At 72.1% G+C, this 23,985-nt stretch carries 26 protein-coding genes; 13 read left to right on the forward strand and 13 right to left on the reverse strand.

Translation table 11 applies throughout. The features are described 5' to 3' along the window. Positions 1-371 precede the first annotated feature (371 nt). From J3S20_RS27100 to J3S20_RS27120, 5 genes are all read right to left on the reverse strand, one after another. Positions 372-1,355, reverse strand: a complete 984-nt coding sequence (locus J3S20_RS27100; protein ID WP_246603334.1) for a Bug family tripartite tricarboxylate transporter substrate binding protein — start codon at positions 1,353-1,355, stop codon at positions 372-374. Between the two features lie 81 nt (positions 1,356-1,436). Further along, positions 1,437-2,393 (reverse strand): tripartite tricarboxylate transporter substrate-binding protein, encoded by a 957-nt coding sequence (locus J3S20_RS27105; protein ID WP_216840060.1) that lies wholly within the window; start codon positions 2,391-2,393, stop codon positions 1,437-1,439. Beyond that, positions 2,393-3,364, reverse strand: a complete 972-nt coding sequence (locus tag J3S20_RS27110; RefSeq protein ID WP_246603335.1) for a tripartite tricarboxylate transporter substrate binding protein — start codon at positions 3,362-3,364, stop codon at positions 2,393-2,395. Before J3S20_RS27110 ends, J3S20_RS27105 begins: the two co-directional genes overlap by 1 nt. An 88-nt stretch (positions 3,365-3,452) precedes the next feature. Next, the gene (locus J3S20_RS27115) at positions 3,453-4,601 is read right to left on the reverse strand and encodes an MFS transporter (RefSeq protein WP_216840061.1); all 1,149 of its coding nucleotides are present in this window, start codon (positions 4,599-4,601) and stop codon (positions 3,453-3,455) included. Positions 4,602-4,680: 79 nt separating this feature from the next. After that, the gene (locus tag J3S20_RS27120) at positions 4,681-5,124 is read right to left on the reverse strand and encodes a hypothetical protein (protein ID WP_216840062.1); all 444 of its coding nucleotides are present in this window, start codon (positions 5,122-5,124) and stop codon (positions 4,681-4,683) included. A gap of 144 nt (positions 5,125-5,268) precedes the next feature. Between J3S20_RS27120 and J3S20_RS27125 the strand changes: the two genes are divergently transcribed. Then, the gene (locus J3S20_RS27125) at positions 5,269-6,012 is read left to right on the forward strand and encodes a trypsin-like peptidase domain-containing protein (protein WP_216840063.1); all 744 of its coding nucleotides are present in this window, start codon (positions 5,269-5,271) and stop codon (positions 6,010-6,012) included. A gap of 270 nt (positions 6,013-6,282) precedes the next feature. Then, a complete protein-coding gene (locus J3S20_RS27130; RefSeq protein WP_246603336.1) occupies positions 6,283-6,738 on the forward strand; it encodes a septal ring lytic transglycosylase RlpA family protein in 456 nt (151 codons plus the stop codon). A 46-nt stretch (positions 6,739-6,784) separates the two neighbouring features. On the opposite strand, the gene J3S20_RS27135 is transcribed toward J3S20_RS27130, so the two are convergent. Further along, positions 6,785-7,033 carry a DUF1127 domain-containing protein gene (locus J3S20_RS27135; RefSeq protein WP_216840065.1) on the reverse strand — a complete coding sequence of 83 codons (249 nt, stop codon included), beginning with the start codon at positions 7,031-7,033 and terminating at the stop codon, positions 6,785-6,787. Between the two features lie 107 nt (positions 7,034-7,140). Here J3S20_RS27135 and J3S20_RS27140 point away from each other — a divergent pair, with 107 nt between their 5' ends. After that, entirely contained in the window at positions 7,141-8,070 is a 930-nt protein-coding gene (locus J3S20_RS27140; protein ID WP_216840066.1) for a LysR family transcriptional regulator, read from the forward strand. A gap of 6 nt (positions 8,071-8,076) precedes the next feature. Here the strand turns inward: J3S20_RS27140 and J3S20_RS27145 are convergent, their stop codons facing one another. From J3S20_RS27145 to J3S20_RS27165, 5 genes are all read right to left on the reverse strand, one after another. Then, positions 8,077-8,682, reverse strand: a complete 606-nt coding sequence (locus J3S20_RS27145; RefSeq protein WP_216840067.1) for a DUF882 domain-containing protein — start codon at positions 8,680-8,682, stop codon at positions 8,077-8,079. After that, the gene (locus tag J3S20_RS27150; RefSeq protein WP_246603337.1) at positions 8,682-10,247 is read right to left on the reverse strand and encodes a L,D-transpeptidase family protein; all 1,566 of its coding nucleotides are present in this window, start codon (positions 10,245-10,247) and stop codon (positions 8,682-8,684) included. The genes J3S20_RS27145 and J3S20_RS27150 overlap by 1 nt, the downstream gene beginning before the upstream one ends. A gap of 122 nt (positions 10,248-10,369) precedes the next feature. Next, positions 10,370-11,119, reverse strand: coding sequence for an SDR family oxidoreductase (locus J3S20_RS27155; protein WP_216840068.1), 750 nt, complete (start codon positions 11,117-11,119; stop codon positions 10,370-10,372). A 42-nt stretch (positions 11,120-11,161) separates the two neighbouring features. Then, positions 11,162-11,455: a hypothetical protein gene (locus tag J3S20_RS27160; protein ID WP_216840069.1), complete on the reverse strand. Its 294-nt coding sequence runs from the start codon at positions 11,453-11,455 to the stop codon at positions 11,162-11,164. Positions 11,456-11,502: 47 nt separating this feature from the next. Next, positions 11,503-11,757, reverse strand: coding sequence for a hypothetical protein (locus J3S20_RS27165; RefSeq protein WP_216840070.1), 255 nt, complete (start codon positions 11,755-11,757; stop codon positions 11,503-11,505). 248 nt (positions 11,758-12,005) lie between these two features. Between J3S20_RS27165 and J3S20_RS27170 the strand changes: the two genes are divergently transcribed. From J3S20_RS27170 to J3S20_RS27190, 5 genes are all read left to right on the forward strand, one after another. Next, positions 12,006-13,073, forward strand: coding sequence for an Ldh family oxidoreductase (locus tag J3S20_RS27170; protein WP_216840071.1), 1,068 nt, complete (start codon positions 12,006-12,008; stop codon positions 13,071-13,073). Positions 13,074-13,085: 12 nt separating this feature from the next. Then, positions 13,086-13,979, forward strand: coding sequence for an isocitrate lyase/PEP mutase family protein (locus J3S20_RS27175; protein ID WP_216840072.1), 894 nt, complete (start codon positions 13,086-13,088; stop codon positions 13,977-13,979). After that, positions 13,979-14,704: a haloacid dehalogenase type II gene (locus J3S20_RS27180; RefSeq protein WP_216840073.1), complete on the forward strand. Its 726-nt coding sequence runs from the start codon at positions 13,979-13,981 to the stop codon at positions 14,702-14,704. Before J3S20_RS27175 ends, J3S20_RS27180 begins: the two co-directional genes overlap by 1 nt. Positions 14,705-14,775: 71 nt before the next feature. Then, entirely contained in the window at positions 14,776-15,957 is a 1,182-nt protein-coding gene (locus J3S20_RS27185; protein WP_216840074.1) for a class I SAM-dependent methyltransferase, read from the forward strand. 77 nt (positions 15,958-16,034) lie between these two features. Next, positions 16,035-16,694 carry a flavin reductase family protein gene (locus tag J3S20_RS27190; RefSeq protein ID WP_216840075.1) on the forward strand — a complete coding sequence of 220 codons (660 nt, stop codon included), beginning with the start codon at positions 16,035-16,037 and terminating at the stop codon, positions 16,692-16,694. A 19-nt stretch (positions 16,695-16,713) separates the two neighbouring features. Here J3S20_RS27190 and J3S20_RS27195 read toward each other — a convergent pair whose 3' ends face one another. Continuing rightward, on the reverse strand, positions 16,714-17,697 hold the full coding sequence (locus tag J3S20_RS27195; RefSeq protein ID WP_246603338.1) for a Bug family tripartite tricarboxylate transporter substrate binding protein: 984 nt from the start codon (positions 17,695-17,697) through the stop codon (positions 16,714-16,716). Positions 17,698-17,804: 107 nt separating this feature from the next. Between J3S20_RS27195 and J3S20_RS27200 the strand changes: the two genes are divergently transcribed. The 5 genes from J3S20_RS27200 (at position 17,805) to J3S20_RS27220 (ending at position 22,626) form a co-directional block, all read left to right on the forward strand. Continuing rightward, on the forward strand, positions 17,805-18,524 hold the full coding sequence (locus J3S20_RS27200) for a DUF1028 domain-containing protein (RefSeq protein ID WP_216840076.1): 720 nt from the start codon (positions 17,805-17,807) through the stop codon (positions 18,522-18,524). 8 nt (positions 18,525-18,532) lie between these two features. Continuing rightward, positions 18,533-19,744: an MFS transporter gene (locus J3S20_RS27205; RefSeq protein ID WP_216840077.1), complete on the forward strand. Its 1,212-nt coding sequence runs from the start codon at positions 18,533-18,535 to the stop codon at positions 19,742-19,744. Positions 19,745-19,773: 29 nt separating this feature from the next. Then, a complete protein-coding gene (locus tag J3S20_RS27210) occupies positions 19,774-20,739 on the forward strand; it encodes a Gfo/Idh/MocA family oxidoreductase (RefSeq protein ID WP_246603339.1) in 966 nt (321 codons plus the stop codon). Then, the gene (locus tag J3S20_RS27215; RefSeq protein ID WP_216840078.1) at positions 20,729-21,379 is read left to right on the forward strand and encodes a histidine phosphatase family protein; all 651 of its coding nucleotides are present in this window, start codon (positions 20,729-20,731) and stop codon (positions 21,377-21,379) included. The genes J3S20_RS27210 and J3S20_RS27215 overlap by 11 nt, the downstream gene beginning before the upstream one ends. An 89-nt stretch (positions 21,380-21,468) precedes the next feature. Beyond that, a complete protein-coding gene (locus tag J3S20_RS27220) occupies positions 21,469-22,626 on the forward strand; it encodes a sensor histidine kinase (RefSeq protein WP_216840079.1) in 1,158 nt (385 codons plus the stop codon). A gap of 3 nt (positions 22,627-22,629) precedes the next feature. On the opposite strand, the gene pobA is transcribed toward J3S20_RS27220, so the two are convergent. Further along, the gene (gene pobA / locus J3S20_RS27225; protein WP_216840080.1) at positions 22,630-23,814 is read right to left on the reverse strand and encodes a 4-hydroxybenzoate 3-monooxygenase; all 1,185 of its coding nucleotides are present in this window, start codon (positions 23,812-23,814) and stop codon (positions 22,630-22,632) included. Positions 23,815-23,985 lie beyond the last annotated feature (171 nt).

The following is a 23,985-nucleotide window of genomic DNA, read 5'->3' on the forward strand; positions in this document are numbered from 1 at the left end:
CACAACCCACTCGCGTGAGCCGCACCCGGCACAAGAGCCAAAGAGCAACCAATACTCTTCCCTCAACAGATATACAGATTGAATGAGCAGTGGGACCGATCGGCCAGCACCCCGTAGGATACCGACCTCTTTATCCCGTTACCTCCGCCTCGGCGGGCCGTTGAAGCTAGCGGAGTGTCCGCTCAGTTTCAAGTGGCTGCCTCGTCGTCGGTGGGCGCTTTCTAGTGGCGGGTGGCCTGCCTGTCAAATGGCCCTCCAGACCCCCCTCCCCGGCCGGCTAACCCAGGTAAACCCTGGCCTGGGACGCAAAAGGGGGCGGCCCATGCCGGCCGCCCCCGTCATCGAACCGCATTTTTTCCGAGGAAAAAGTTTCAGCTGTCCGCCCGGATGTTGTTGTCGCGGATGACCTTCCCCCAGCGCTCGATCTCCGCCGCCACGAAGGTCCGGCATTCCGCGGGGGTGGAGGCGACGATGTCGCAGCCCTGCTCCTCGATGCGCGCCTTCACCTCCGGCTCGTTCAGCACCTGGCGCAGCGCCGCGTGCATCTTGTCGACGATAGGCTGCGGCGTGCCGGCCCGGCCGAAGAAGGCCCACCAGGTCGGCGCCTCGAAATCGCCGAAGCCCTGCTGGGCGAAGCTCTGGGTGCCCGGCACATGCCGGGTCTCCCCCCGCGTGGTCACGCCCAGCGGCCGCAGCGTCCCGGCTCGGATATGCTGGGAGACGATGACCACATTGGTCATGAACAGCGGCACCTCATTCGCCACCGCCGCCGTCACGGCCGGCCCGCCGCCGCGATAGGGCACATGGGTCAGCTTGAAGTCGTTCTGCTGCTGCAGAAGCGTGGTCGAGATATGCGCCAGGCCGCCGACGCCGGAGCTGGCGTAGTTCAACGCCTCGGGGTTCCGCTTCGCTGCATCCACCACGTCCCGAAAATTGCGGAAGGGGGTGGAGCTATGCGCGGTCATCACCAGCGGGCCTGTCGCCACGAGGCTGACCGGCACCAGCGCCTCCAGCGTCTGGTAGTTCAGCCGCAGCAGGGTCTGGTTCGGCGCCTCATTGTCATAGGCCAGCATCCAGGCGCTGCCATCGGCCGGCGTCCGCGCCATTTCGGAGGCGCCAATGGAGCCCGAGGCGCCGCCCCGGTTCTCGATCACCACCGGCTGGCCGAGCACGGCCGCCAACCGCGGCTGGAACAGGCGCGCCACCGTATCGGTGGACCCGCCCGGCGCCCAGGGCACGATCAGGCGGATCGGCCGGTCCGGCCAATTGCCCTGGGCGCGGAGGACGGAGGGGGCGGCCAGGCTGGCGCCGAGGCCCAGCCCGGTCAGGGTCATCAATTGACGGCGCTGCATCATCTGCAGGTTCCTCCCATGGTTTCGTTGCGGACTGACCCTAAGGGCGGCGTGGCGGCTTCGCCAAGCCCGGGCGTTCCAGCATCAGCCGCGCAGCCCGTGCCGGCGGATCACCTCGCCCCAGCGCGCCACCTCCGCCGCCAGGAAACGGCGCGTGGCCGCAGGGCCGAGCGGCGCCACTTCCGCCCCCTGCGCCAGGATCTGCGCCCGTACCTCCGACTCGGCCAGGGCGGTGGCCAGGGCCTCGGCCATGGCCGCATGGGCGGCGGCCGGCGCCCGGGCGGGGCCGAGCAGCACCCACCAGGTCCCGGCCTCGAAGCCCGGCACGCCCTGTTCGGCCAGCGGCCGCACCCCGGGCAGGAAGGGGCTCTCCCCCGCCGTCGTCACCGCCAGCGCCCGCAGCGTGCCGGCCCGAAGTGCCGGGCCCAGCACTGGCAGATTCGACCCGATCAGCGGCACGAAGCCCGCGATCACATCCTCCGCCGCCTGGAAGCCGCCGCGATAGGGGGCATGGCGCAGATGGAAGCCGAGTGCCGCCTCCGCCGCCAGCATGGCCAGGTGCGGGATGGCGCCGGTGCCATTGGTGGCGAAGTCGATCGGCCCGGCCCGGGCCGCGGCCGCCAGCTCCGCCATGTCCCGCCAGGGCTGCCCCGCATGGGCGGCGAAGACCAGCGGGCCGGTCGCCACACGGCCGGCTGGGATGAAATCCTCCAACAGGTTGTAGGGAAGGTCGAGCACCGCGGCATTGGTCGCCTCGGTATCGAAGGAGAGCAGCCAGCTGCCGCCGTCGGGCGGCGCGCGCAGCGCCTCGATGGCGCCGGCCGCGCCCAGGCCGCCGGCGCGATTCTCCACCAGGACCGGCCGGCCGAGCCCCGCCGCCAGGTGCGGCTGCAGGATCCGGGCCAGGATGTCGTTCGACCCGCCGGCCGGGAAGGGCACGATGATGCGCAGCGGCCCGGCCGCCTGGGCGCGGGCCAAGGCGGGCGCGCAGAGCAGCCCCGCCGCCGCCAGCCCGAGGATACGCCGGCCTGGCCCGGCCATCAGCTTTCGGCGCGGATATTGTTGTCGCGGATCACGGCGCCCCATTTCTCGATCTCGGCGCGGACGAAGGCCTCGGTCTCGGCGGGGGTGGACCCCACGATATCCGCCCCCTGCTCCGCCATCCGCGCCTGCACATTGGCCTCCGCCAGCACCTGCTTCACCGCCTGCTGCATGCGATCGAGGATCGGCTGCGGGATCCCGGCGGGCCCGACCAGCAGCCAGTAGGTCAGCGCCTCGAAATCCGGGAAGCCCTGGCGGGTGAAGGGCACCACGCCGGGCAGGTAGCGGCTTTCGGTCTTCTGGGTCAGGCCCAGCGGCCGCAGGGCGCCGGCGCGGATGTGCGACAGGATGATCACGATATTCGACATGAACAGCGGCACATGCCCGGCCAGCGCATCCTGCAAGGCGGGGCCGCCACCACGATAGGGCACGTGCTCCAGCTTGAAGTCGCCGCGCTGCTGCAGCAGCACCGTCGCGATATGCGCGCCGCTGCCCACGCCCGTGGTGGCGTAGTTCAGCGTCTGCGGCCGCGCCTTGGCCGCCGCCACCATCTGGCTGAAATTCTGGAAGGGGGTGGAGGGGTGGGTCACCAGCGCATAGGGGCAGGTGCCGACCAGGGTGCAGAAGGAAAAGCCCTGCATCACCCGGTAGGGCAGCTGCATCAGGGTCTCGTTCGTGGCCAGCGTGTCATTGGCCAGCAGCCAGGTATAGCCATCGGGCGCCGCCCGCGCGGTTTCCGAGGACCCGACCGAGCCCGAGGCGCCGGCCCGGTTCTCCACCACCACCGGCCGGCCCAGCAGCTCGCTCAGCTTCGGCTGCAGGATGCGCGCCACCGTGTCGTTCGACCCGCCGGGCGGATAGGGCACGACGATCCGTACCGGGCGGTCCGGCCAGGTGCCCTGGGCGCGCACCAGGCCTGGTGCGGCCAGCGTCGCGGCAAGAGGAGCAGCCAGCAGCGAGCGGCGTTGCATCGTGATTCTCTCCGTTTCCCGCCGCTATAGCCGCATGCCGGGACGGTCCGATCAAGCGAGGAAACGCGATGGCGCCGAGAGGCCGCCCCTATGCCGCGTGCGCTCGGAAAGCCTTCCGCGCCAGGGCCGCGCCGGCCAGCGCCAGCATGGCGCCGGCAAGTCCGGTCCAGGCCAGGCCGGCGCCCGCGATCACCGCGCCGCCATAGGCCGCCCCCGCCCCCTGCCCCGCATAGATGACGGCGCCGTTCAGCGCCAAGGCCACCGACCGGTCCTGCGGCGCCAGCCCCATCAGCCGGGCCTGCACCAGCGGCGCCAGCGCGAACAGCGCGGCGGAGCCGGCGAAGACCACCAGGCTCAGCGGCGCCACGTGCCAGAGCGCGGGCGGCAAAGCGAGCAGCAGGGAATAGCCGAGCAGCGCCGCGGCCAGCACCAACAGCAGCGCCACCGGCACGCCCGCCCCGGCGGCATCCGCCCGGCGGCCGCCGAAGCCGATGCCCACCAGGCTGCCGAGCCCCACGAAGACCTGCACCGCGCCGATGCCCGAGCCCTCGATACCCGTGGTGCGGGTCACGATGGGGCCGAGATAGGCGGCGATGCAGAACAGCCCGCCGAAGGCCAGCGCCACCACGCCCAGCACCAGCAGGATCTCCGGCCGCAGGGCAAGGCCGAGCGAGCCCGCCCCGCCGCGATCGGTGCTCGGCAGGTGGGGCAGGCCGATGCGCACGGCGATGGCGGCGATCCCCGCCAGCAGCCCGGCAAAGACGAAGGTGCCGCGCCAGCCAACCGCCCCGCCGATCGCGGTGCCCATCGGGATGCCCAGCGAGAAGGCCAGGGTCAGCCCCGCCATCACCATGGCGATGGCGCGCCCCCGCTGCGCCGGCGGCACCAGCATGGAAGCCGCGACCGCCGGCAGCACCAGCGCGGCCGCAAGCGCCGTGGCCACCCGCAGCCCGAGCGCGGTGGCGAAATCCGGCACCGCCGCGGTGGCGAGATTGAGCACCGCGATCAGCCCGAGCCCCACCGTCAGCAGCAGCCGCCGCTCCACCCGCGCGGTGGCGGCCGCGATCGGCGCGCCGGCGATGGCGAAGGTCAGGGCATAGATGGCGGCCAGCTGCCCGGCGGTGGCCAGGCTGATGCCGAGATCCTGCGCCATGCGGGCGATCAGGCCGGTGAAGGCATAGGCGCCGGTGGCGGAGGCGAATTGCGCGCCCGTCAACAGCCAGACTCGGCGGTCCATGGATCACTCCTGGCCGCACGGGATCGCGGCGCGGCCTTCTGCCATGGACGGCCTTCGGTCCGGAAGCGCTCCCTGCGCCTCAGCCGCCCCAGGGATCGCCGAGCTTCAGGCCCGAGCGGCGGAAGGCGCAGCCCAGCGCGATGGCAGCCCCGGTGGCGGCATAGGCCTGGTGCGGCGGCAGGTGCCGAAGGAGGCAGGCCAGCGCCTCTCGCCGCGGGCCGCGCTGGGCGCAAGCCACGGCCAGCAGCAGGGCCGGTTCCTCCCCCACCAGGCGGGGACAGAGCGGGCAGCCGAGCATCAGCGGGTGCTGCGACAGGGCGCGCAGCAGCGCATCCAAGGGCTCCGCCGCCGCCATCGCATCCTCGGTCGCCAGCAGCCGGCGCAACGCCAACAAAGCGGGCTGGCCGAAGCGGGCTGCCTGGGCCCAGGCGCGGGCACAATCGATCAGCAGACGCTCGGCGGGCGGCAGGGCATCGGCCTCCGCGCCGGTCCAGGGCCATTTGGGGAGGCCGGTTGTCGCCATGGAATCGCTCCTGCGTGACCGGCCCAGGATTACAGCAATTGCGAGTCATTCGCAAATACTATGGCGACTCCCGGAAGCGGCTTCAGGAATCGGCAAGGCGAGCGGGAGCAGGGTCCGCCTCGCCCAGCGGTCCAGGATCCTGCCATGCGCCTTCCGCCGTCCCTGCCCCGGCCCGGCCTCCGAGCCCGCCGCCTGTCCCTGTTCCTGCTGGCGGCCCTGCTCGCCCTCCTGCCGGGCGGCTGCGCCCGGCTGCCGGCGGAGGAAGCCGCGGACGGCCCGGCGGCCAGCGCCGCCCGCACCGGCTTCGCGGCGCTTTCCGCCCATGGGGTGCCGCTCGGCTCCGCCCTCGCCGTGGCGCCGGACCGCCTGCTGACCAATGCCCATGTCCTGCCAGAGGGTGCGACGCGGCTGCAGGCGCGGCGCGGCGATGGCGCGGCCGTGGTGGAAGCAGTGGTGCTGGCCCGCAGCCCCGGCATGGACCTCGCGGTGCTCGCCGTGGCGCCGGGCGTCTTCCTGCCGGTGCCGCGCCAGGCGGGGCCGCCGCGACAGGGCCAGGCGATCTGGGCGATCGGCGCCCCGGCGGCGGGTCCCGCCCTGGCGCAGGGGGTGGTGGAGCAGCCGGAGACGGTGCTGGGCGGGCGCGGCCCCGGCTTCACCGCCCGAATCGGCGCGCTCATGGGCTATTCGGGCGGGCCGGCCCTGGATGCCGAAGGCCGGGTCCGCGGGCTGGTGACCGCCCTTTTGCGGGCCGGAGCGGCCCCGGCCCTGGCGGCGCTCACGGGTGTGGACGTGGTGGGATTATCACAAACCCGTGAAGGTCGTGAGGTTTTCATCCTATCCATCGACGCCGCGATGCACGAATCCGAGCGGATCGCGCCGCGGAACTGAGACGCGGAACCTAAAAGCTTGACGGGGGCGGGCCTACTGCGGCCCTTAAGGCGTGCCGCCCCCCATCGCGCGGCATCACCACCGCGACGCACCCCCCGGCGCGCCGCCTCGTAGCCAAGGGCAGATGCAACCGCGGTTTCCGGCGCAAGGCGCCGGTCGCGGACGCCACTGGTCAGCCATTTCCGGGCCATTGCCCGGGTCGATGACGCGAACCGGATGCCCCCGAGGCCGCTCCGTCCCGAGGCGGGTGGCGTGAAGGAGGACCGATTGTTGCCAACCCTGCCCAAGGGGCGCCTCGTGCTGCTGGCCTTCCTGGCCCTGCCCGCCGCCGCCCCTCTGCCGAGCCAAGCCAGCGACTTCGCAACCCAGCGTGGAATTGCGTCCTATTACCACCCGCACCGCTTCACCGGACGCACTATGGCCAACGGGGACCGTTTCGATCCCAATTCCAACTCCGCCGCGCACCGCACCCTGCCCTTCGGAACCGTGGTCGAGGTGACCAATCTGCGGAACGGCGAGACCCGGACCGTGGTCATCGAGGATCGCGGACCCTTCATCCGCGGCCGCATCATCGACCTCTCCCCCCGCATCGCGGAGGAGCTGGGCATGCTCGATGCCGGCCTCGCCGCGGTGGAAGTGCGCCCCATCAGCCAGGCGGACCAGCTGATGGAAGCCTTCAACCGCGCTCCGCAGCCGATGCTGGAAGTGGCCGAGAGCCTGGACTGAACCGTCCCCGCCTTCCGCCGCCCGCGCAGGCGGCGGAGGCCGGTCGCTACTGCGCGCCGGGCCCGATATCCCAGGGCGCGCGGCCGGATTCCCTCAGCGCCTCGCGGCGCGTCAGGCCGATATCCTTCAGCATCCGGTCATCCATCTCGGCCAGCTGCTGCCGCGTCGTGACATGGCGCAGCATCACCGCCAGCCAGTCCAGCCAGCCGGAAACCGGGCGGGAGGCAGCGTGGCGCGGCGTGAGCTGGCCCTTCCGCCGCACGCCACCACCAGGCGAGAGCAAGAAGCCGGACATGGGAGAAATCCTTCTGCTGATGAACCATCGGCAGCTTCCTTCCCTGGGCAGCATCAGTAAAACGACTTCTATTGACGTTGAGCATCATCATCGTTGATGCTTCCCCCATGACGCCCCTGCCGCCCGGCCTGGACCCGGACCTGCTGCGCGCCTTCGTGCTGATCGCGGAGGGGCGGTCCTTCACCCGTGCGGCGGACCGTGTCGGGCGCACCCAATCCGCCGTATCCATGCAGATCCGCCGGCTGGAGCAGCTGCTGGGCCAGCCGCTGCTGGTGCGCACCTCGAAGGGCGTGCAGACCACGCCGCAGGGCGCCTGGCTGCTGGACCGCGCGCGCGACCTGCTGGCGCTGAACGACGAGATCGTCAGCAATTTCCGCGCGCCCCCCATGGTCGGCTCGGTGCGCCTCGGCACGCCGGACGACTACGCGCTGAACTGGCTGCCCGACATCCTGGCCCGCTTCGCCGAGGCGCATCCGGCGGTGGAGCTGGACGTCACCTGCCTGAATTCGGATGTGCTGGTGGAGCAGTTCCGTCAGGGCCAGCTCGACCTCACCTTGGTCAGCGAGGGCCAGGAACCGCCCGGCGTCGCGGCGCAGCGCATCTGGCGCGGCCCGCTGCGCTGGGTCGGCAGCGCCACGCTCGGCCTGCACCGGCGGGACCCGCTGCCGCTGGCCCTGTCGCGCCCGAACATGCACATCTCCCGCCCCGAATTCGCCTGCGCCTGGCGGGAGGCGGCGCTATCCACCCTGCGCCAGGCCGGGCGGGGCTACCGGGTGACCTACAACTCCGCCACCCAGACCGGCTGCTTCACCGTGGCGCTGGCCGGGCTGGCCATCACCGTCAGCACGCCCACCACCCTGCCCCAGGGCCTGGCCTGGCTGGGCGAGGCGGAGGGGCTGCCGCCGCTGCCGGATATGGGAATCCTGCTGCTGCGGCACGAAGCCGCGCTTGGCGTGCCAGCGGTGGATGCGCTGGCCACGCATATTGCGGAGGGCTTTCGCCGCGCCGCGGATCCAGGGATCGGCCTGGCCGCCTGAGGCCGGCTACCAGCGACGGACGGGACCGCAATCCAGATGGACGAAGCCGTCGCGGCTGTAGAGGCCGACGCCGCCCAGCCGCATCTCGGAAGCCAGCCGCGCCAACTGCACGGCGCTGCGCCCCGGCAGCCGGCAATCCGCCGCCATGCCGGACATATGCAGCGAGACGCGGGAGACGCGGCGGCTGCGGCTGGCATTGCCGGCATTGGTCTCGGGCGTGCGATAGCCGCTGACCACCTCGAAGGTCTCGTCGCTGGCGTCCATCTGCCGCGCCACCGTCGACATCACGTCGAACAGCCGGGGATCCATCGGCGTGGTCTCGGCCCGCGACAGGTCGCGGAAGACGATATCAAGCTGGCGCAGCGCCTCCCGGTCGTAGCGACCATCGCGGAAATAGACGCCGGAGAAGCTGTCATTGGTGACCTGGCGGCGCACCCGCAGGCTTCGGGTGGCGCCCTGCGCCTGCACCGGCGCGGCCGCCGCCACGCTGCCGGCCAGCACCGCCGCCAGCAGGCCACGCCGCGGCAGGGCCTCGGCCGGGACCAGACCCTCCGGCCCGCAGCAGGGGCAGGCGCCGGACCACAGGCCGCCATGGCCGAACAGGCCCGGCATCAGCGCGCCGCCGTCTGGTTGCTCGCAGCCGGGCGCGAAAGCCCCGCCACCAGCCGCGGCACATTCGCCATGGCGCGGGCATAGGCGGCGTCCAGCCGGTAGATGTCGGGCCGGATCCGCACCCGCCCGCCGGCCTCCACCATCACGGTATGGTAGTGCAGCCGCACCGGCAGGCTGCGCGAGAGCGAGACCACGCTGGTGGCGCGGCTGGCCAAGGCGCGTTCCGCCCGCGCCAAATCCCAGCCCGGGGTGCCGGACAGCAGCAGCGCCATCAGCTGGTTCGGCTCCGCCAGGCGGATGCAGCCGGAGGAGAAGGCGCGGTCCGGGCGGCGGAACAGGTGCCGGTCCGGCGTGTCGTGCAGGAAGATGTCCTCGTTGTTCGGCATGATGAACTTCAGCCGGCCGAGGGCGCTGGAATCGCCCGCATCCTGCCGCACGAAATAGGGGAAGCGCTGGCCGTTGATGCTGGACCAGTCGATGGTGCGCGGATCGATCTCCATTCGCTCCCCACCCACCACGGTGAAGACGCGGAAGCCGCGCTCCATCATCGCCTGCGGGTCGCGGCGGAAGCGCGGCAGCAGGTCCTCCCGCGCATTGCGCTCCGGCACCCCCCAGGGCGGGTTGAACTGGATGGCGGTCAGCCGCACCGCCATCATCGGCGTGGCGCGGTCCGGCCGGCCGACGATGACGGCCATGGCGAGCAGTTCGCGCTCCCCCTCCATCACCCGCAGCCGGTAGTCAGGCACATTCACATCCACCCGGCGCTCCGCCGGCGGCGGGGCCGCGGCGCGGCGCATGTCCAGCGCGACGCGCAGCTGGTCCACCCGGGCGGTCAGCGGGCGGTTCAGCAGGCCGAGGCTGATGCGGCCGACGCGGCCATCCACCTCCAGCCCATTGGCGGCCTGCCAGCGGCGCACCGCATCCTCCAGCACCCGGTCATAAAGCGCGCCCGCATCCGGCGCCGCGGCCAGGACGGGGTCTTCCACCGCCAGCCGGGCGCGCAGAAGCGGCACGCGCTGCGCATCGACCATGCCGGGGTCGATGGTCGCATCGCCCGGGATGGGGGACCAGGGCTGGGCGGCGATCTGCCGCTGGCGCGCGAGTTCCGCCTTCAGGGCGGCGGCGTCCTGCGGGCGCAGCGCCGCGCGGTCCAGCAGCGCCGCCGGGTCCGGCGTGGTGGCGAGGTCCGCCAGCCAGGCTTCCATGTTCACGCCGGAGATGTCGCGCCGCAGGTCCGGCCGGCCCGGCATGTCCCGCACCCGGCCCAGCAGCAGGTCCGACAGCGCGGCGGCCGAGGCCGCATGCAGCGCGGTGCGATAGGCCGCCGGGTCGCTGGCCGCCAGGCTGCTGTCCGGAATGGCATAGTGGCGCGGGTCCAGCCCGTCCTCCTCCAGCCGCAGCAGCCGGTCCACCAGCTTCAGCAGGGCATCGGTGGGCGCCAGGCCCGGCGCGATGGCGGGCGGCATGGCCGCCGGCATGCTCGCCGGGCGGATGGTCTGGGCACCTGCGGGCGCTGCGACCAGGGCGAGGGCTGCGGCGAGGAGCGGCCGGCGTTCGATCTGCATGAGGCTGGAATACCGAAGCGGGCCCCCGGTTGCAAACACAACGGAGGCGTGAGCTTCCTCCGCTAGAGGCCTGTCCGGTCACGAAAGGCTTCCGGACGCCCCCGAGGCATGCCCGCCGCGCCTCAGCGCCCGCCGCCCACCGGCAGCACCGCGCCGGTGACATAAGCGCTGGCCGGGGAGAGCAGGAACAGGATGGTCTCCGCCACCTCCTCCGGCGTGCCCATGCGGCGCAGCGGGATATTCGGCACGATGCGGCCGATCCGCTCCGGGATGCCGGCGCTGGCGTGGATGTCCGTGTCGATCATGCCGGGCGCCACGGCATTCACGCGGATTCCCTCCCCGGCCAGTTCGCGGGCCAGCCCGAGCACCAGGGAATCCACCGCGCCCTTGGTGGCGGCGTAGTGCACGAATTCGAAGGCGGAGCCGATCTGCGCGGCGCGGGAGGAAACGGCGACGATGCCGCCGCCGGCGCCGCCCAGGCTGGTCGCCATGCGCGCGGCCGCCTGCCGGCAGGCACTCGCCAGGCCCAGAACGTTCACGCGGAAGACCTCGGCCCAGGTCGCGTCGGTCGAGGCCAGGAAGTCGGAGGCCGGGCCGGTGATGCCGGCATTGGCCACCAGCGCGTCCAGCCGGCCGAAGCGCGCATCCAGCCTGGCGAAGGCGCGGGCCGTGGCCTCGGGGTCGCCCGCATCCGCCTGCACCAGTTCCACCGCCGCGCCGGCGGCCCGGCAGGCGGCCGCGCTGGCCTCGGCCGCGTCCTGGCCCCCGCGCCAGGTCAGCAGCAGGTCATAGCCGTCGCGCGCCGCCAGCCGCGCCACCGCGGCCCCGATGCCCCGGCCCCCGCCGGTCACCAGCATCACTGGCCTTGCCATCCCGTCCTCCCCCCAAAAAGCGGGGACAGGACAGCGCGATCCTCAGCCGAGCGCCAGATAGAGCAGCCAGGCCACCAGCGCCGCCACCAGCAGGACGATGACGCCGGAGCCGAAGGCGGCGAGGCCCTCGTGGCGCCGCGCCCCCTCCTCCGGCTTGGCGATGGGGCGGGAGGGTGGCGCGGCCTCGGGCGGGGTGAAGGGGCTGCGCGGCCCGGGCGGCGGCGCCACGGCGTTGTCGGCCGGGACCGCGCCGGCGGACAGGCTCTCGGCCGGCCGCTTCGCGGCGGCTGCGCCTTCGACGCGGGACAGGTCAGCAGAAGCAATCGGGGCTCTCATGGGTCGCTCCTTCGGGCGCCAGGCCCGATGGCACGACAACGCATCAATCAGCGCTGGGTGAGCATCCAGCCGAGGAAAAAGATCACCGCGACGGCTACGACCAGGCCCTTCAGGATCGCCCAGATTTCGCTGCGGCTGCCCTGCGGCTCCGCCTCCTCCGGCAGGAAGGTGGGGCGCACCGGCAGCGCGCCATGGGCGAAGGGGTCGCGTCGTCGGGGGGTGGGGCGCTGCAGCGGCGCCTCTCCGCTCGCGGTGGCGTCCGGTGCTTCGGTGGCGGGGTTGGCACGTGCGGACCCGGCCATCGGCCCATGCTGGCCTGACATCACAGCTTCTCCCTGGCTGCCCGAGGGGACCGGCCGTCCGGCCCGCGGCTGATCCTAGCGAGGCCGGCGGGCACGGCACAATCGATTTGATTTCAATACAAAATACCCCGGCCGCGCCTTTCGCCGCCCCAGCCCGGCCGATTGACGCCGCGCCCGGCCCGGTCCACCCCTTGCGCGCTGCGCCAGAAGGGAGAAACGACGACACCATGCGGGCAAGTGCGGAGAGCGTGCGGGCACAGATCCTGGCCATCCTCGGCGCCTGGGGCATGCCGGAGGATCTGGCGGCGGAGACGGCGGAGGTGATGCTGGATACCGACCTCGCCGGCGTCGACAGCCACGGCATCGGCATGCTCGCCAGCTACGAGGGCATGCGCCATGCCGGCCAGGTGAAGCTGGACAGCCGCCCGCGCATCGAACGCGACAGCGGCGCGGTGGCGCTGGTGGATGGCGGCGCGGGGCTCGGCCATCCGGCGGCCAGCTTCGCGATGCGGCTGGCGATCCAGCGCGCCAAGCGCCACGGCATCGGTGCCGTCGCGGTGCGCAACAGCCACCATTTCGGCGCGGCCGGCTGGTATGTGAAGCTGGCGGCGAAGAATGGCTGCCTCGGCCTGGTGACCAGCGGTACCCGCACCATGGCCATGGTGCCGACGCATGGTGCGGTGCCGGTGCTCGGCACGAACCCGATCGCCTTCGCCGCCCCCGGCCAGCGCCAGCCGCCCGTGCTGCTGGACATGGCCACCACCACGGCGGCGGCCAACAAGGTGCGCGCCAAGGCGCTGCGCAACCGGCCGATCCCCGCCGGTTGGGTGATGGATGGCGCGGGCCAGCCTGTCACCGATGGCGCCGCCGCCGTCGCCCAGGTCTTCGAGAAGCCGGAAGGCGGCCTTTCCCCGGTCGGCGGCACGCCGGACATGGCCAGCCACAAGGGCTATGGCCTGGCGCTGATGGCGCATATCCTGGGGGCGACGCTGTCCGGTGCCTCCTTCTCCCCGATCCGCGTGCGGACGCAGCGACCCGAGGACCCGGACGATATCGGCCATTTCATGCTGGCGATCGACCCCGCCGCCTTCCGCCCGCAGGGCGATTTCGAGCAGGACCTGGACCAGGTGGTGGATGTGCTGCGCGCAACCCCCGCCGCCGACCCGGCCCAGCCCGTTCTCGTGCCCGGCGATCCCGAGCGCGCGGAGCATGCCGAGCGCAGCGCCCATGGCATTCCCATCCCGGCCGGGCTGGAGGCGCAGATCCGCGCCATCGCAGACCGTGCCAATGTGCCATTCCTCCTCACCGACGCCTGAAGGATTTTTGCTATGCCGCACCCCTCGCTTCGTCAGGCGCTTGCCGCCAACGAGTTCATCCTGGCGCCCGGCGTGTTCGACATGATCTCCGCCAAGGTCGCGGACGGGCTCGGCTTCAAGGCGCTCTACGCGACCGGTTTCGGCGTCACGGCCTCGCATCTCGGCCTGGCCGATGCGGGGATCGCGACCTACACGGACATGGTCAGCCGCATGGGCACCATCGCCAAGGGCTGCAAGACGCCGGTGATCTCCGATGCCGATACCGGCTATGGTGGCCTGCTGAACGTGCGCCACACCGTCCGCGGCTATGAGGATGCGGGCGTCACCGCCATCCAGCTGGAGGACCAGGAAGTTCCCAAGAAGTGCGGCCATACCCCGGGCCGCAAGGTGATCCCGGCCGAGGAGATGGCGCTGAAGATCCGCGTCGCGGCGGAGGCCCGGCAGAGCGAGGATTTCCTCATCATCGCCCGCACCGATGCCCGCACCGCGCTCGGCCTGGATGAGGCGATCCGCCGCGGCCTGATGTATGCCGAGGCCGGCGCCGATGTGATCTTCATCGAGAGTCCGGAGAGCGAGGCCGAAATGGCCGAGGTCGGCCGCCACATCAAGAAGCCGCTGTTTGCGAACATGGTCGAGGGCGGCCGCACGCCGATCGTCCCGGCGGACCGGCTGCATGCGATGGGCTACCGCATCGCCATCTATCCGGCGGTGGGCTTCCTGACCGTCGCGGCGGCGCTGGAGAAGGCCTATTCCCAGCTCAAGGCCGATGGCCACTCCAACAATATGGGCGTCAACGACGCCTACAGCTTCGCCAAGATGTGCGAGCTGATGGGCTTCCCCGAGGTCTGGGAATTCGACCGGAAGTGGGCCGAGGCCGCCGGCAACCTGCCCAAGGCGGCCGAGTGATGGCCCCGCCGGTGCGCGCCCTTCTCTTCGATGTCTTCGGCACCGTGGTGGATTGGCGCACATCGGTGGCGCGGGAGGTGACGCCCTTCCTCGCCGAGCATGCGCCGGGCACCGACCCGGTGGAATTCGCCGCCGCCTGGCGCCGGCGCTACCAGCCGGCGATGGACGCCGTGCGCAGCGGCGCCCGCCCCTTCACCCGGCTCGACATCCTGCACCGCGAAAACCTGGAGGCGGTGCTGGCCGACCACGGCATCGACCCCGCCGGGCTGGAAGAGGCCACGCTCGATCACCTCAACAAGGCCTGGCATCGCCTCGACCCCTGGCCGGACAGCGTCGAGGGTCTGCGCCGGCTGAAGACCCGCTTCATCATCGCGCCGCTGTCCAACGGCAATATCGCGCTGATGCTGAACCTGGCGAAGCGCGCCGGCCTGCCCTGGGACGCGATCCTCGGCGCGGAGGTGGCGCAGGCCTACAAGCCGAGCCCAGCCGCCTATCTCCGCACCGCCGAGATCCTGGGGCTGCCGCCGGAGGCCTGCATGCTGGTGGCGGCCCACAACGGGGACTTGGCCGCGGCGCGGCGCTGCGGCTTCCGCACCGCCTTCATCCCGCGCCCCACCGAATACGGGCCGGACCAGGCGAAGGATCTGCTGCCGGAGCAGGATTGGGACTTCGTCGCGCCGAGCTTTCCGGCGCTCGCGGACCAGCTCGGCTGCCCGCCCGCCTGACCACCGCTTCTTGATCCGCTCGCCTGGCGCCGCGAAACTGGCGGCGCAAACCAGCAGGCTACCCACCCCGCATGTCCTTCCCGCATGACGACCCCGCCTGGGCGGAGACCGCGCTCTTCCTGCGCAGCCGCCTCGCGCCGCCGGACCGCGTGGTGGCGCCAGATGCCTTCCGCTGGGCGATCCCCCGCGCGGAAACCTTCGCCGCCGCGGCCAGCCCCGCCGACTTCGCCTGGGTGGTGGTGCACAAGGGGGAGCTGGACCGCATCCCGCGCGGCTTCCTGGAGGCGCTGCCGGGCACGGCGCAGCCGGTCTTTGCCAATCCGGTCTTCGTCGTCTTCGCCCAGCCCGGCCCGGGCCTGCCGGATCTGACCGAGACCGACCATGTCCGCGCCTTCGAGGCCAATCGGCAGGCCCTGCCGCCCGTGCCCGCGCCCGAACCCGAACCGGTTGCCGCCGCCATGCCCGAATCCCCGCCCGCGCCGCCACCGCCGCCGCGCCCGGCGCCCTTCCCCCCCGCCCCGCCGCGGCCACCGCGCCCGCCGGCCCGCCAGGCGGCGGCACCGCCACGCCCCTGGCTGGTCCCCGGCGCCCCGGCCACGGCGCGGGAGGCCGCCTTCCAGGCCGAGCTCGACCGCCTGGTCGCCGACTATCTGGGCGATGCGCGGGATGAGGCGGTGCTCGACATCGCCTGCGGCACGGGCCGCCTGGCGCCGCTGCTGCCGGGGGCCGCGCGCATCACCGGCATCGACCTGTCGCCCGATTCCATCGCCGCCGCCCAGGCGCGCCATGCAGGCGATCCGCGCTTCACCTTCGCGCGCATGGATGCGGCCCGCCTGGCCTTCCCGGCCGCCAGCTTCGACACGGCGCTGCTGCTGGACAGCCTGGAGATGCTGGCCGATCCGGCCGCCGCCCTGGCCGAGGCCGCCCGCGTGCTGGCCCAGGGTGGGCGGCTGATGCTGAGCGCCATGAACCGCGACAGCCTGCCGCTGCGGGCCCAGCGCCGCCTCGGCCTGCCCGTGCCGCCGCTGGGTTTCACTGCCGCCGAGGTGACGGGGATGCTGCGCGCCGCGGGGCTGCAGGTGGTGCGCAGCGATGGCTGCTTCCTCTCGCCCGGCTGGGCCCTGCCCGGCGCCGCGCCAGGCCTCGCCGCGCTGGAGGAGGAGCCGGAGTTCATCGAGGCCGCCCGCCACCTCGGCCGCCGCGCGGGGCCGGAGGATGCGCTGGCCTTCGTGCTGCTGGCCCGAAAAGGCTGACGCCCCCGTCGACAAAAGGTCATCTTCCTGGTCCATAGACCCTTGAGCGGCGCGAGGCCGCCCTGGGGTGGGATCGCATGACCGAGAGCGACTACAGCTTTATCGACGCCGAGGGCCTGGACAGCGCCGCGGCCTATCGCCTGGTGGTGGGCTGCGTGGTGCCGCGGCCGATCGCCTGGATCACCACGGTGGATGCCAGCGGCCGGGTGAATGCCGCGCCCTTCAGCTCCTACAACTACGTCGCCACCAGCCCGCCCATGCTGGCGATCAATATCGCGACCCGCGCCGGCACGGATGGCCAGGTGAAGGACACCGCCCGCAACATCCTGGAAAGCCGCGAATTCGTGGTGAATGTCGCCACCGAGGCGACGATGGAGGTGATGCACCGCTCGGCCGCCGACTACCCGCCTGAGGTCAGCGAGGCCGAGGCGCTGGGCATCGCCCTGCTGCCGAGCCGGCGGGTGAAGCCGCCGCGCATCGCCGCCTCCCCGGTGCAGATGGAATGCCGGCTGGACCAGGCGATCACCCTCGGGCGGGGGATCAACACGCTCTATATCGGGGAGATCGTGGCCTTCCACCTGTCCAAGGCGGTCTTCGACGGCAGCCGGGTGGATGCCACGAAGATGCGCCCGGTGGCCCGCCTCGGCGGCCCCTACTACGCGGCGCTCGGCGAGATTTTCGAGCGGCCGATGCTGCAGCGGCCGCCCGGCGGCGAGGGCTGGGTGAAGAAGGGCTGACGCCCCGGGCGGCGCCGGCTCAGCCGCTGGTGATGCCGCCCTCGCGGATGATCGGCGTCCAGCGCGCCACCTCGCGCGCGATATGCGCCGCGAAATCCTCCGGCGAGCCGCCGACCACACTGCCCGCCTGGGTCTCGAAGATGCGCTGCTGCACATCCGGCATGGCGGCGATGCGGCCGAAGACCTGGTTGATCTGCCGCACCAGGCCCGGATCCATGCCGGCGGGCGCGACGATGCCGTGCCAGACCGCCACCTCGAAGCCCGGCAGCACGGTGGAGACGGCCGGCGCATCCGGCAGCAGCGGCGTGCCGGAGGCATTGCCCACCGCGATCGCCTTGGCATTGCCCTGGCGAATCTGACCGATGCCGGAGGAGACGGTGGGGAAGCCGAATTGCGCATCGCCGCGGATCAACGCCGTGACCATCTCGGCACCCGAGCGGTAGGGCACATGCACCATGCGGATGCCGGCCTCCTTCAGGAACAGCGCCATGAACAGGTGGCTGCCATTGCCATTGCCGGCCGAGGAATAGGTGAAGCCGTCCGGCCGCGCCTTGGCCTGGTCGATCACCTGCTGCACCGTGGTCGCGGTGACGGAGGGATGCGCCATCAGCACCGCCGGCAGGTTCACCAGGTGGATGATCGGCGTGAAGGCGGTGGGCGGGTCGTAGGACAGGCTCGGGATCAGCTCCTTGCCGATGGCATTGGCGCCGATATCGGCCATCATCAGCGTCAGCCCATCCGGCTTTTCCCGCGCCACGGCGGCGCCGGCGATGGTGCCGCCGGCGCCCGGGCGGTTCTCCACCACCAGCGTCTGGCCGCCCGTCACCTCGGAGAACTTGGCCGCGACCGTACGCGACAGCGTGTCGATCGCCCCGCCGGCGCCGAAGGGGACGATCAGGCGGATCGGCCGGTCCGGCCAGGCCGACTGCGCGCGGAGGATGCCAGGCGCCGCGAGCACCCCGATTCCGGCCAGGACATGGCGGCGCGAGATCCCGAACGACATGCTGCATTCCTCCCCAATTGCTTCGGCCCAAAATGGCCGAGTGCGGGCTGGCGCGCAATCGCGGAAGGGCATGTAGTGTGCCGGTCATTGCGAGTCGGATTCCTGCCATGACCTGGTCGATCGTTGCCCATGATCCGGAGACGGGCGCCTTCGCCGTCGCCGTCACCACCTGTGCCTTCGCGGTCGGCGCCTCCTGCCCCTTCGTGCGGTCCGGCGTGGGCGCGGTCTCCACCCAGTCGATGACCAACCGCTATCTCGGGCCCGCGGTGCTGGATGGCATGGCGCGCGGCCTGTCGCCGGCGGCGGCGATCGAGGGTGCGCTGGCGGGCGATGAGGGGCGCGGGCTGCGGCAGATCCATGCGGTGGACCGGCACGGCCGCAGCGCCGCCTTCACCGGCGCCAATTGCGTGGAATGGTGCGGCGATGTGACCTCTGCCCATGTCTCCTTCGCCGGCAATATGCTGGCCGGGCCCGCCGTGCTGGCCGATACCTACGCGGCCTTCGTCACCAATCCGGACCTTTCGGTGGCCGAGCGCCTGCTGGCCGCGCTGGATGCCGGGGAGGCCGCGGGCGGCGACCGGCGCGGCCGGCAATCCGCCGCCCTGGTGCTGACCACGACGGAGGATTTCCCGGACCTCTCGCTGCGCGTCGACGACCACCCTCTGCCGCTGGTGGAGCTGCGCCGGCTGTACGGCATCTGGCAGCGCGACCGCGCGCCGACGCTGCGCGACCAGCCTTCCAAGGCGCGCCCCTCCGGCATGACGGATCTCGACAGCATCGAGGCGCGCTGGATCGCCAAGGGCCTCGACCTGCGGCTGCGGCGCTGACGCGGGGCGTGCTCAAGCCCTGGGTCGCTGCGCTATCGGCCACCCTGCTGATGCAGACGGTTGGCACCTTCCTGAGCCAGGCGGTGCCGGTGGTGGCGCCGCTGATGACGGCGGAGCTGGGCGTGCGGCCGGAGGCCATCGGGAATTTCGCCAGCGTGAATACGTTGGGCGCCATCCTGTTCCTGCTGTTCGGCACGCCGCTGGTGGCGCGCTACGGGCCGCTCCGCATGCTGCAGGCGGGCGCGCTGCTGGGCAGCCTGGCGCTGCTGGCGGCGGCGGCGGGCATTGTCTGGATGCTGCCCTTCGCCGCGCTGCTGATGGGCATCGGCTATGGCCCCACGGGCCCCGCCGGCAGCCGCATCCTGCAGGCCACGGCGCCGCCGCGCCACCGGGTGCTGATCTTCTCGGTCAAGCAGGCGGGGGCGCCGGCGGGCGGGGCGCTGGCCGGGCTGGTGGCGGCGCCGGTCGCCGCCGCCTATGGCTGGCAGGCGGCGCTGCTGACGGCCATCCTGGTGGCGCTGGCCTGCGCCGCCCTGATCCAGCCGCTGCGCCCGCAGCTGGATGCGGAACGCGAGCCAGGCCAGAGCCTGCGCCAGGCCTTCACGCCCCGCCGCCTGGCAGCCCCGGTGAATGTGCTGCGGATGCATCGCGTGCTGCCGCCGCTCACCCTGCAGGCCTTCGCCTTCGCCGCCCTGCAGGGCAGCCTGTTTGCCTTCACCGTCACCTGGCTGGTGGAGGCGCATGGCATGGGCCTGGCCGCCGCCGGCAGCCTTTTCGCCGCCATGCAGGTGGCGGGCGTCGCCGGGCGGCTGGTGCTGGGCTGGGCGGCGGACCGGCTGGGGGACGCCACGCGCAGCCTGGCCATCCATGGCCTGGTGGCCGCCGGCCTCTCGGCGCTCTGGGTGATGTTCGGCCCCGGCGCGCATTGGGCGGTGGGCCTGCTGCTGGCGGTGGCCACCGGCTTCACCGCAGCCAGCTGGAACGGCATCTTCCTGGCCGAGGTCGCCCGGGTGGCACCGCCGGATCGGGTGGCGGAGGCCTCCTCCGGCGCCATCCTGCTGTGTTTCCTGGGCTATCTTTCCGCCCCCAGCGCCTTCGCCTGGGCGGTCACCACCACCGGCAGCTGGACCCTGCCCTATTTCGTCGCCTGCGGGCTGCTGGCCGTCGTCTCCCTCATCGTCTTCGCACTCAGGGCTGGACGCGAGGCCGACAGCCGGTAAACCGGACCCCGATTGCAGCAGGGGGCATCATGGCGGTCGCATTGGGCGTGGTTGGCTTCGGCATCATGGGGGAACGCCTGCTGCGCGCGGCGCTGGCGCATGACCCGGATGTGATCCGCCCCGTCGCGGTCTGGGACCCCTCCCCGGCCGCCGCGGCGCGGCTGGCGGAGATCGCGCCCGGCCTGCCGATGCTCGAAAGCCCGGCGGCGGTAATCGCGGCCTGCGATGCGCTCTACATCGCCTCCCCGCCCAGCTCCCATCTGGAACATGCCGGTGCGGCCTTCGCCGCCGGCCGCGCCGCCTTCCTGGAAAAGCCGCTGGCCGCCGACCTGGCCGCGGCGCGCGCCTTCGTCGAGGCGGCGGAAGCCTCCGGCGCCCGCGCGGCGGTGAACTTCCCCATGGCCTCCTCCCCCGCCGTGGCGCAGCTGCGCGCCTGGCGCGAAGGGCTGGGCGCGCCGCGGGCGCTGACCATCCGTGCGGAATTCGCCACCTGGCCGCGCGGCTGGCAGCACGCCGCCGCCGGCTGGCTGGCAAAGCGCGCCGAGGGCGGCTTCACGCGGGAGGTTCTGTCCCACTTCCTGTTCCTGACGCGCCGGCAGCTCGGCAAGCTGGTGCTGCTGGAACGCGCGGCCGCATTCCCCGCCGGCGATGGCGCGGAGACGGCGGTGCGCGCCCGGCTGATCGCCGGCGACACGCCCGTGCTGCTCTCCGGCCAGGTCGGCGGCACCGATCGGGACGAGAGCAACGAGTGGCGGCTGGAGGCCGAGTCCGGCAGCATCCGCCTGCGCGACTGGTCGCTGGCCGAGAAGCTGGACCCGGATGGCACCTTCCGCCCCTCGCCCGACGCGCTGCCGAACGAGAAGATGCGCCCCATGGTCCTGCGCGACCAGCTGACGAAACTCGCCGCCCTGACGAAGGGCGAGCCCCAGGACCTGGCCACACTGCGGGAGGCGCTGGAGGTGCAGGAGGTGGTGGAGGCGATCCTTGGCGCCTGACCGCCGGACCCTTCTGCTGGCCCTGCTCGCGGCCGGCCCGGCGCGCGCCCAGGCAAGACTCACGCCGCAGCCGGTGGACAGCGACGGGGGCGCGGCCCTGGTGGCGCGGCTGCGCCAGGGCGGGCTGGTGCTGTTCTTCCGCCACGCCGATACGCGCGGGCAGCCCTGCGACCGCAGTTTTCGTATCGGCGACCGGCCGGGCCAGCGCAACCTTTCGCCGCAGGGGCGCGCCCAAGCAGCGCGGATCGGGCCGCGGCTCGCGGAACTCGGCATCCCGGTGGCGCGGCCGGTGCTGGCCGGGCCGGTGTTCCGTGCCCGGGATACGGCGGAACTGGCCTTCGGCGCGGCCGAGGTGCGGGTGACGGACAGCCTGCTGGCGGATGACTATGCCGGCGGCCGGCTCGGCTGGGTGCTGGCGGAACATCGCCGGCTGTTTACCGAAGCCGTGCCGGCGGGCACGAACCGCGTGCTGGTCGGCCACCGCACCCCCGCCATCATGGTGGCGGGCGATGCGGTTGGGGGCCGCGCCTTCCCCGAAGGCTCCGCGCTGGTGCTGGCGCCGGAGGGCCAGGGCTTCACGGCGCTGGGCATCCTGGACCTCGTGCCGCTGCCAGGCGGCGGGTTCCACGACTGCGGCTGAGCCGGCAGGACCCGCCGCTTGGCGATGATGACGCAGTTCTGAGCCACCTGCGGAGGCAACCAAGCGACCTTTCGCAAGCTTCGGGCCGCATGCCCACCCTGATGCGATCCAACCCCGAGCATCTTCTCGCCCAGCAGGCGGCGCTGGCGCGTTTCGGCGAGTTCGCGCTGAAGTCGGAGGATCTCGACACCATCCTGCAGGAGGCCTGCCGCCTGGTGGCGGAGGCGCTGGGCACCAGCCTCGCCAAGGTCGTGGCGCTGGAGGAGGATGGGCAGACGCTGACGGTCCGCGCCGGCATCGGCTGGAAGCCGGGCGTGGTCGGCGGGCTCAGCACCCATCTCAGCACGGGATCTGAGGGACTGGCGCTGCGCAGCGCCGAGAGCGTGGTCTGCCAGGACCTGGCGAAGGAAACCCGCTTCGCCGTGCCGGATTTCGTCAAGGCGCATGGCTGCCGGGCCTGTGCCTGCGTCGTCATCATGGGTGTCGACGGAAGGCCGCCCTATGGCGTGCTGCAGGTGGACAGCCTGAGGCCGCATGCCTTCGGCGAGCAGGACATCGCCTTCCTGCGCAGCTATGCGAATCTCCTCGCCTCGGCGGTCGGGCGGCTGCGCGCCAATGCGCGCCTGCGGCGCAAGGCGGATGACAATGAAAGGCTGCTGCGCGAATTGCAGCACCGGGTGAAGAACAACCTGCAGGTGATCGTCGCGATCCTCGACCTGCAATCGCGCCAGCTGCGCGCGCCCGAAAGTCGCGCCGCGCTCCGCAGCGTCGGCCGGCGGGTGGAGGCGCTGCGCCTGCTGCACGACAAGCTGCACCTGTCCGGCGAGGTGGATGAGCTGGACCTGGGCGAGTACCTGGCCCAGCTCAGCGCCAGCCTGCTGAGCTTCCACGAGGATGGCACGGCACGGGTGCAGCTGGCGCTGGAGGTGGAGCGCGGGCTGCTGGTCTCGCCGGATCAGGCGGCGCCGCTCGGGCTCGCGGTGAATGAGTTCATCACCAACAGCCTGAAGCACGCCTTCGGCGAGGGTCTTGGTCGCATCGGCCTGACGCTGCAGGCCGCGCCGGCGCATCGCGCGCTGCTGCGGCTTTCCGACAATGGGCGCGGCCTGCCCATGCCGCGACCGAAGACCGGGACCGGCATGCGCATGATCGAGAGTTTCGGCCGCCAGCTCGGCTCCGCCGTGCATTGGACGTCGGACGGTACCGGCACGCGGCTCGAGATGACGATCCGCCTGCGCGGGGCCTGAAACCTATATCTCGTAGGGCAGGCCTACATAGTTCTCCGCCAGCGTCGTCATGGCGGCCTGGCTGGTCGAGACATAGTCCAGCTCCGCCACCTGCACGCGATGCTCGAAGGGGTCGGCGCCGTCGAAACGGTGCAGCATGGAGGTCATCCACCAGGAGAAGCGCTGCCCCTTCCAGATCCGGCGCAGGCAGATTTTGGAGTAGTCCTCCAGCAGGCCGGCGTCGTTCTTCGCGAAGAAGCGTTCCAGCCCGCGCGCCAGCACGCGGATATCGGCAATGGCCAGGTTCATGCCCTTGGCGCCGGTGGGCGGCACGATATGGGCGGCGTCCCCGGCCAGGAACAGCCGGCCATGGCGCATCGGCTCCACCACATAGCTGCGCATGGCGGTGACGCCCTTCTGGAAGATCGGGCCTTCCTGCAGCTCCTCCCCGCAGCCGAGGCGCTTGTGCAGTTCTTCCCAGATGCGGGAATCCGGCCATTCGTCCAGGTTCTCGTCCGGCGCGCATTGCAGGTAGAGGCGGCTGATGGTCTCCGACCGCATGGTGGCCAGCGCAAAACCCTCCTGGTGGCGGGCGTAGATCAGTTCCTCCGAGACCGGCCTGGAATGGGCCAGGATGCCGAGCCAGGCGAAGGGGTAGATGCGGTCATAGACGCGGATCAGCTCCTCCGGGATCGCGCCGCGGCAGATGCCGTGGAAGCCGTCGCAGCCGCCGATGAAGACGCAATCCAGCACCTGCGCCACCCCCTCATGGGTGAAGCTGATGCGCGGGTTCTCGCTCGTCACGTCGTGCACCGCGACGTCCGAGACCTCGAACAGGATCGCGGGGTTGCCGGAATGGGTGCCGGCGGCCAGGCGGGCGGCGATCAGGTCCTTCACCACCTCCTGCTGCCCATAGATGGTCACCACCTTGCCGGTCAGGTCCGTCAGCGGGATGCGGTGGCCGACGCCGTCGAAGCGCAGCTCGATGCCGTGATGCGCCAGGCCCTGGCGGTGCAGGCGATCCGCCACGCCGGCCTCCGTCAGCGTGTCCACACTGCCCTGTTCCAGCAGGCCGGCGCGCACGCGTTCCTCGACATAGGCGCGGGACCGCGCCTCCAGCACGACACTGTCGATGCCTGCCAGGTGCAGCAGGTGGGACAGCAGCAGCCCCGCCGGACCCGCGCCGATGATGCCGACCTGAGTGCGCATGCCGCTGTCTCCCCTATCCGACCTGCCCATGTGTCGCCGCCGCCAGCCTTGGCAATGGCCGGGCAGGGCGATTGTTGTATAGCATAACAATCAACCGCGCCGCCCGCCGCCGCGCAAGGCCGCTGATCCGGACCACTCCCGCATTGGGCGCGAAATCGGCCGGGCGTCCCG

It is taken from the genome of Falsiroseomonas tokyonensis, assembly GCF_019024325.1.
GTDB classification, from domain to species: domain Bacteria; phylum Pseudomonadota; class Alphaproteobacteria; order Acetobacterales; family Acetobacteraceae; genus Falsiroseomonas; species Falsiroseomonas tokyonensis.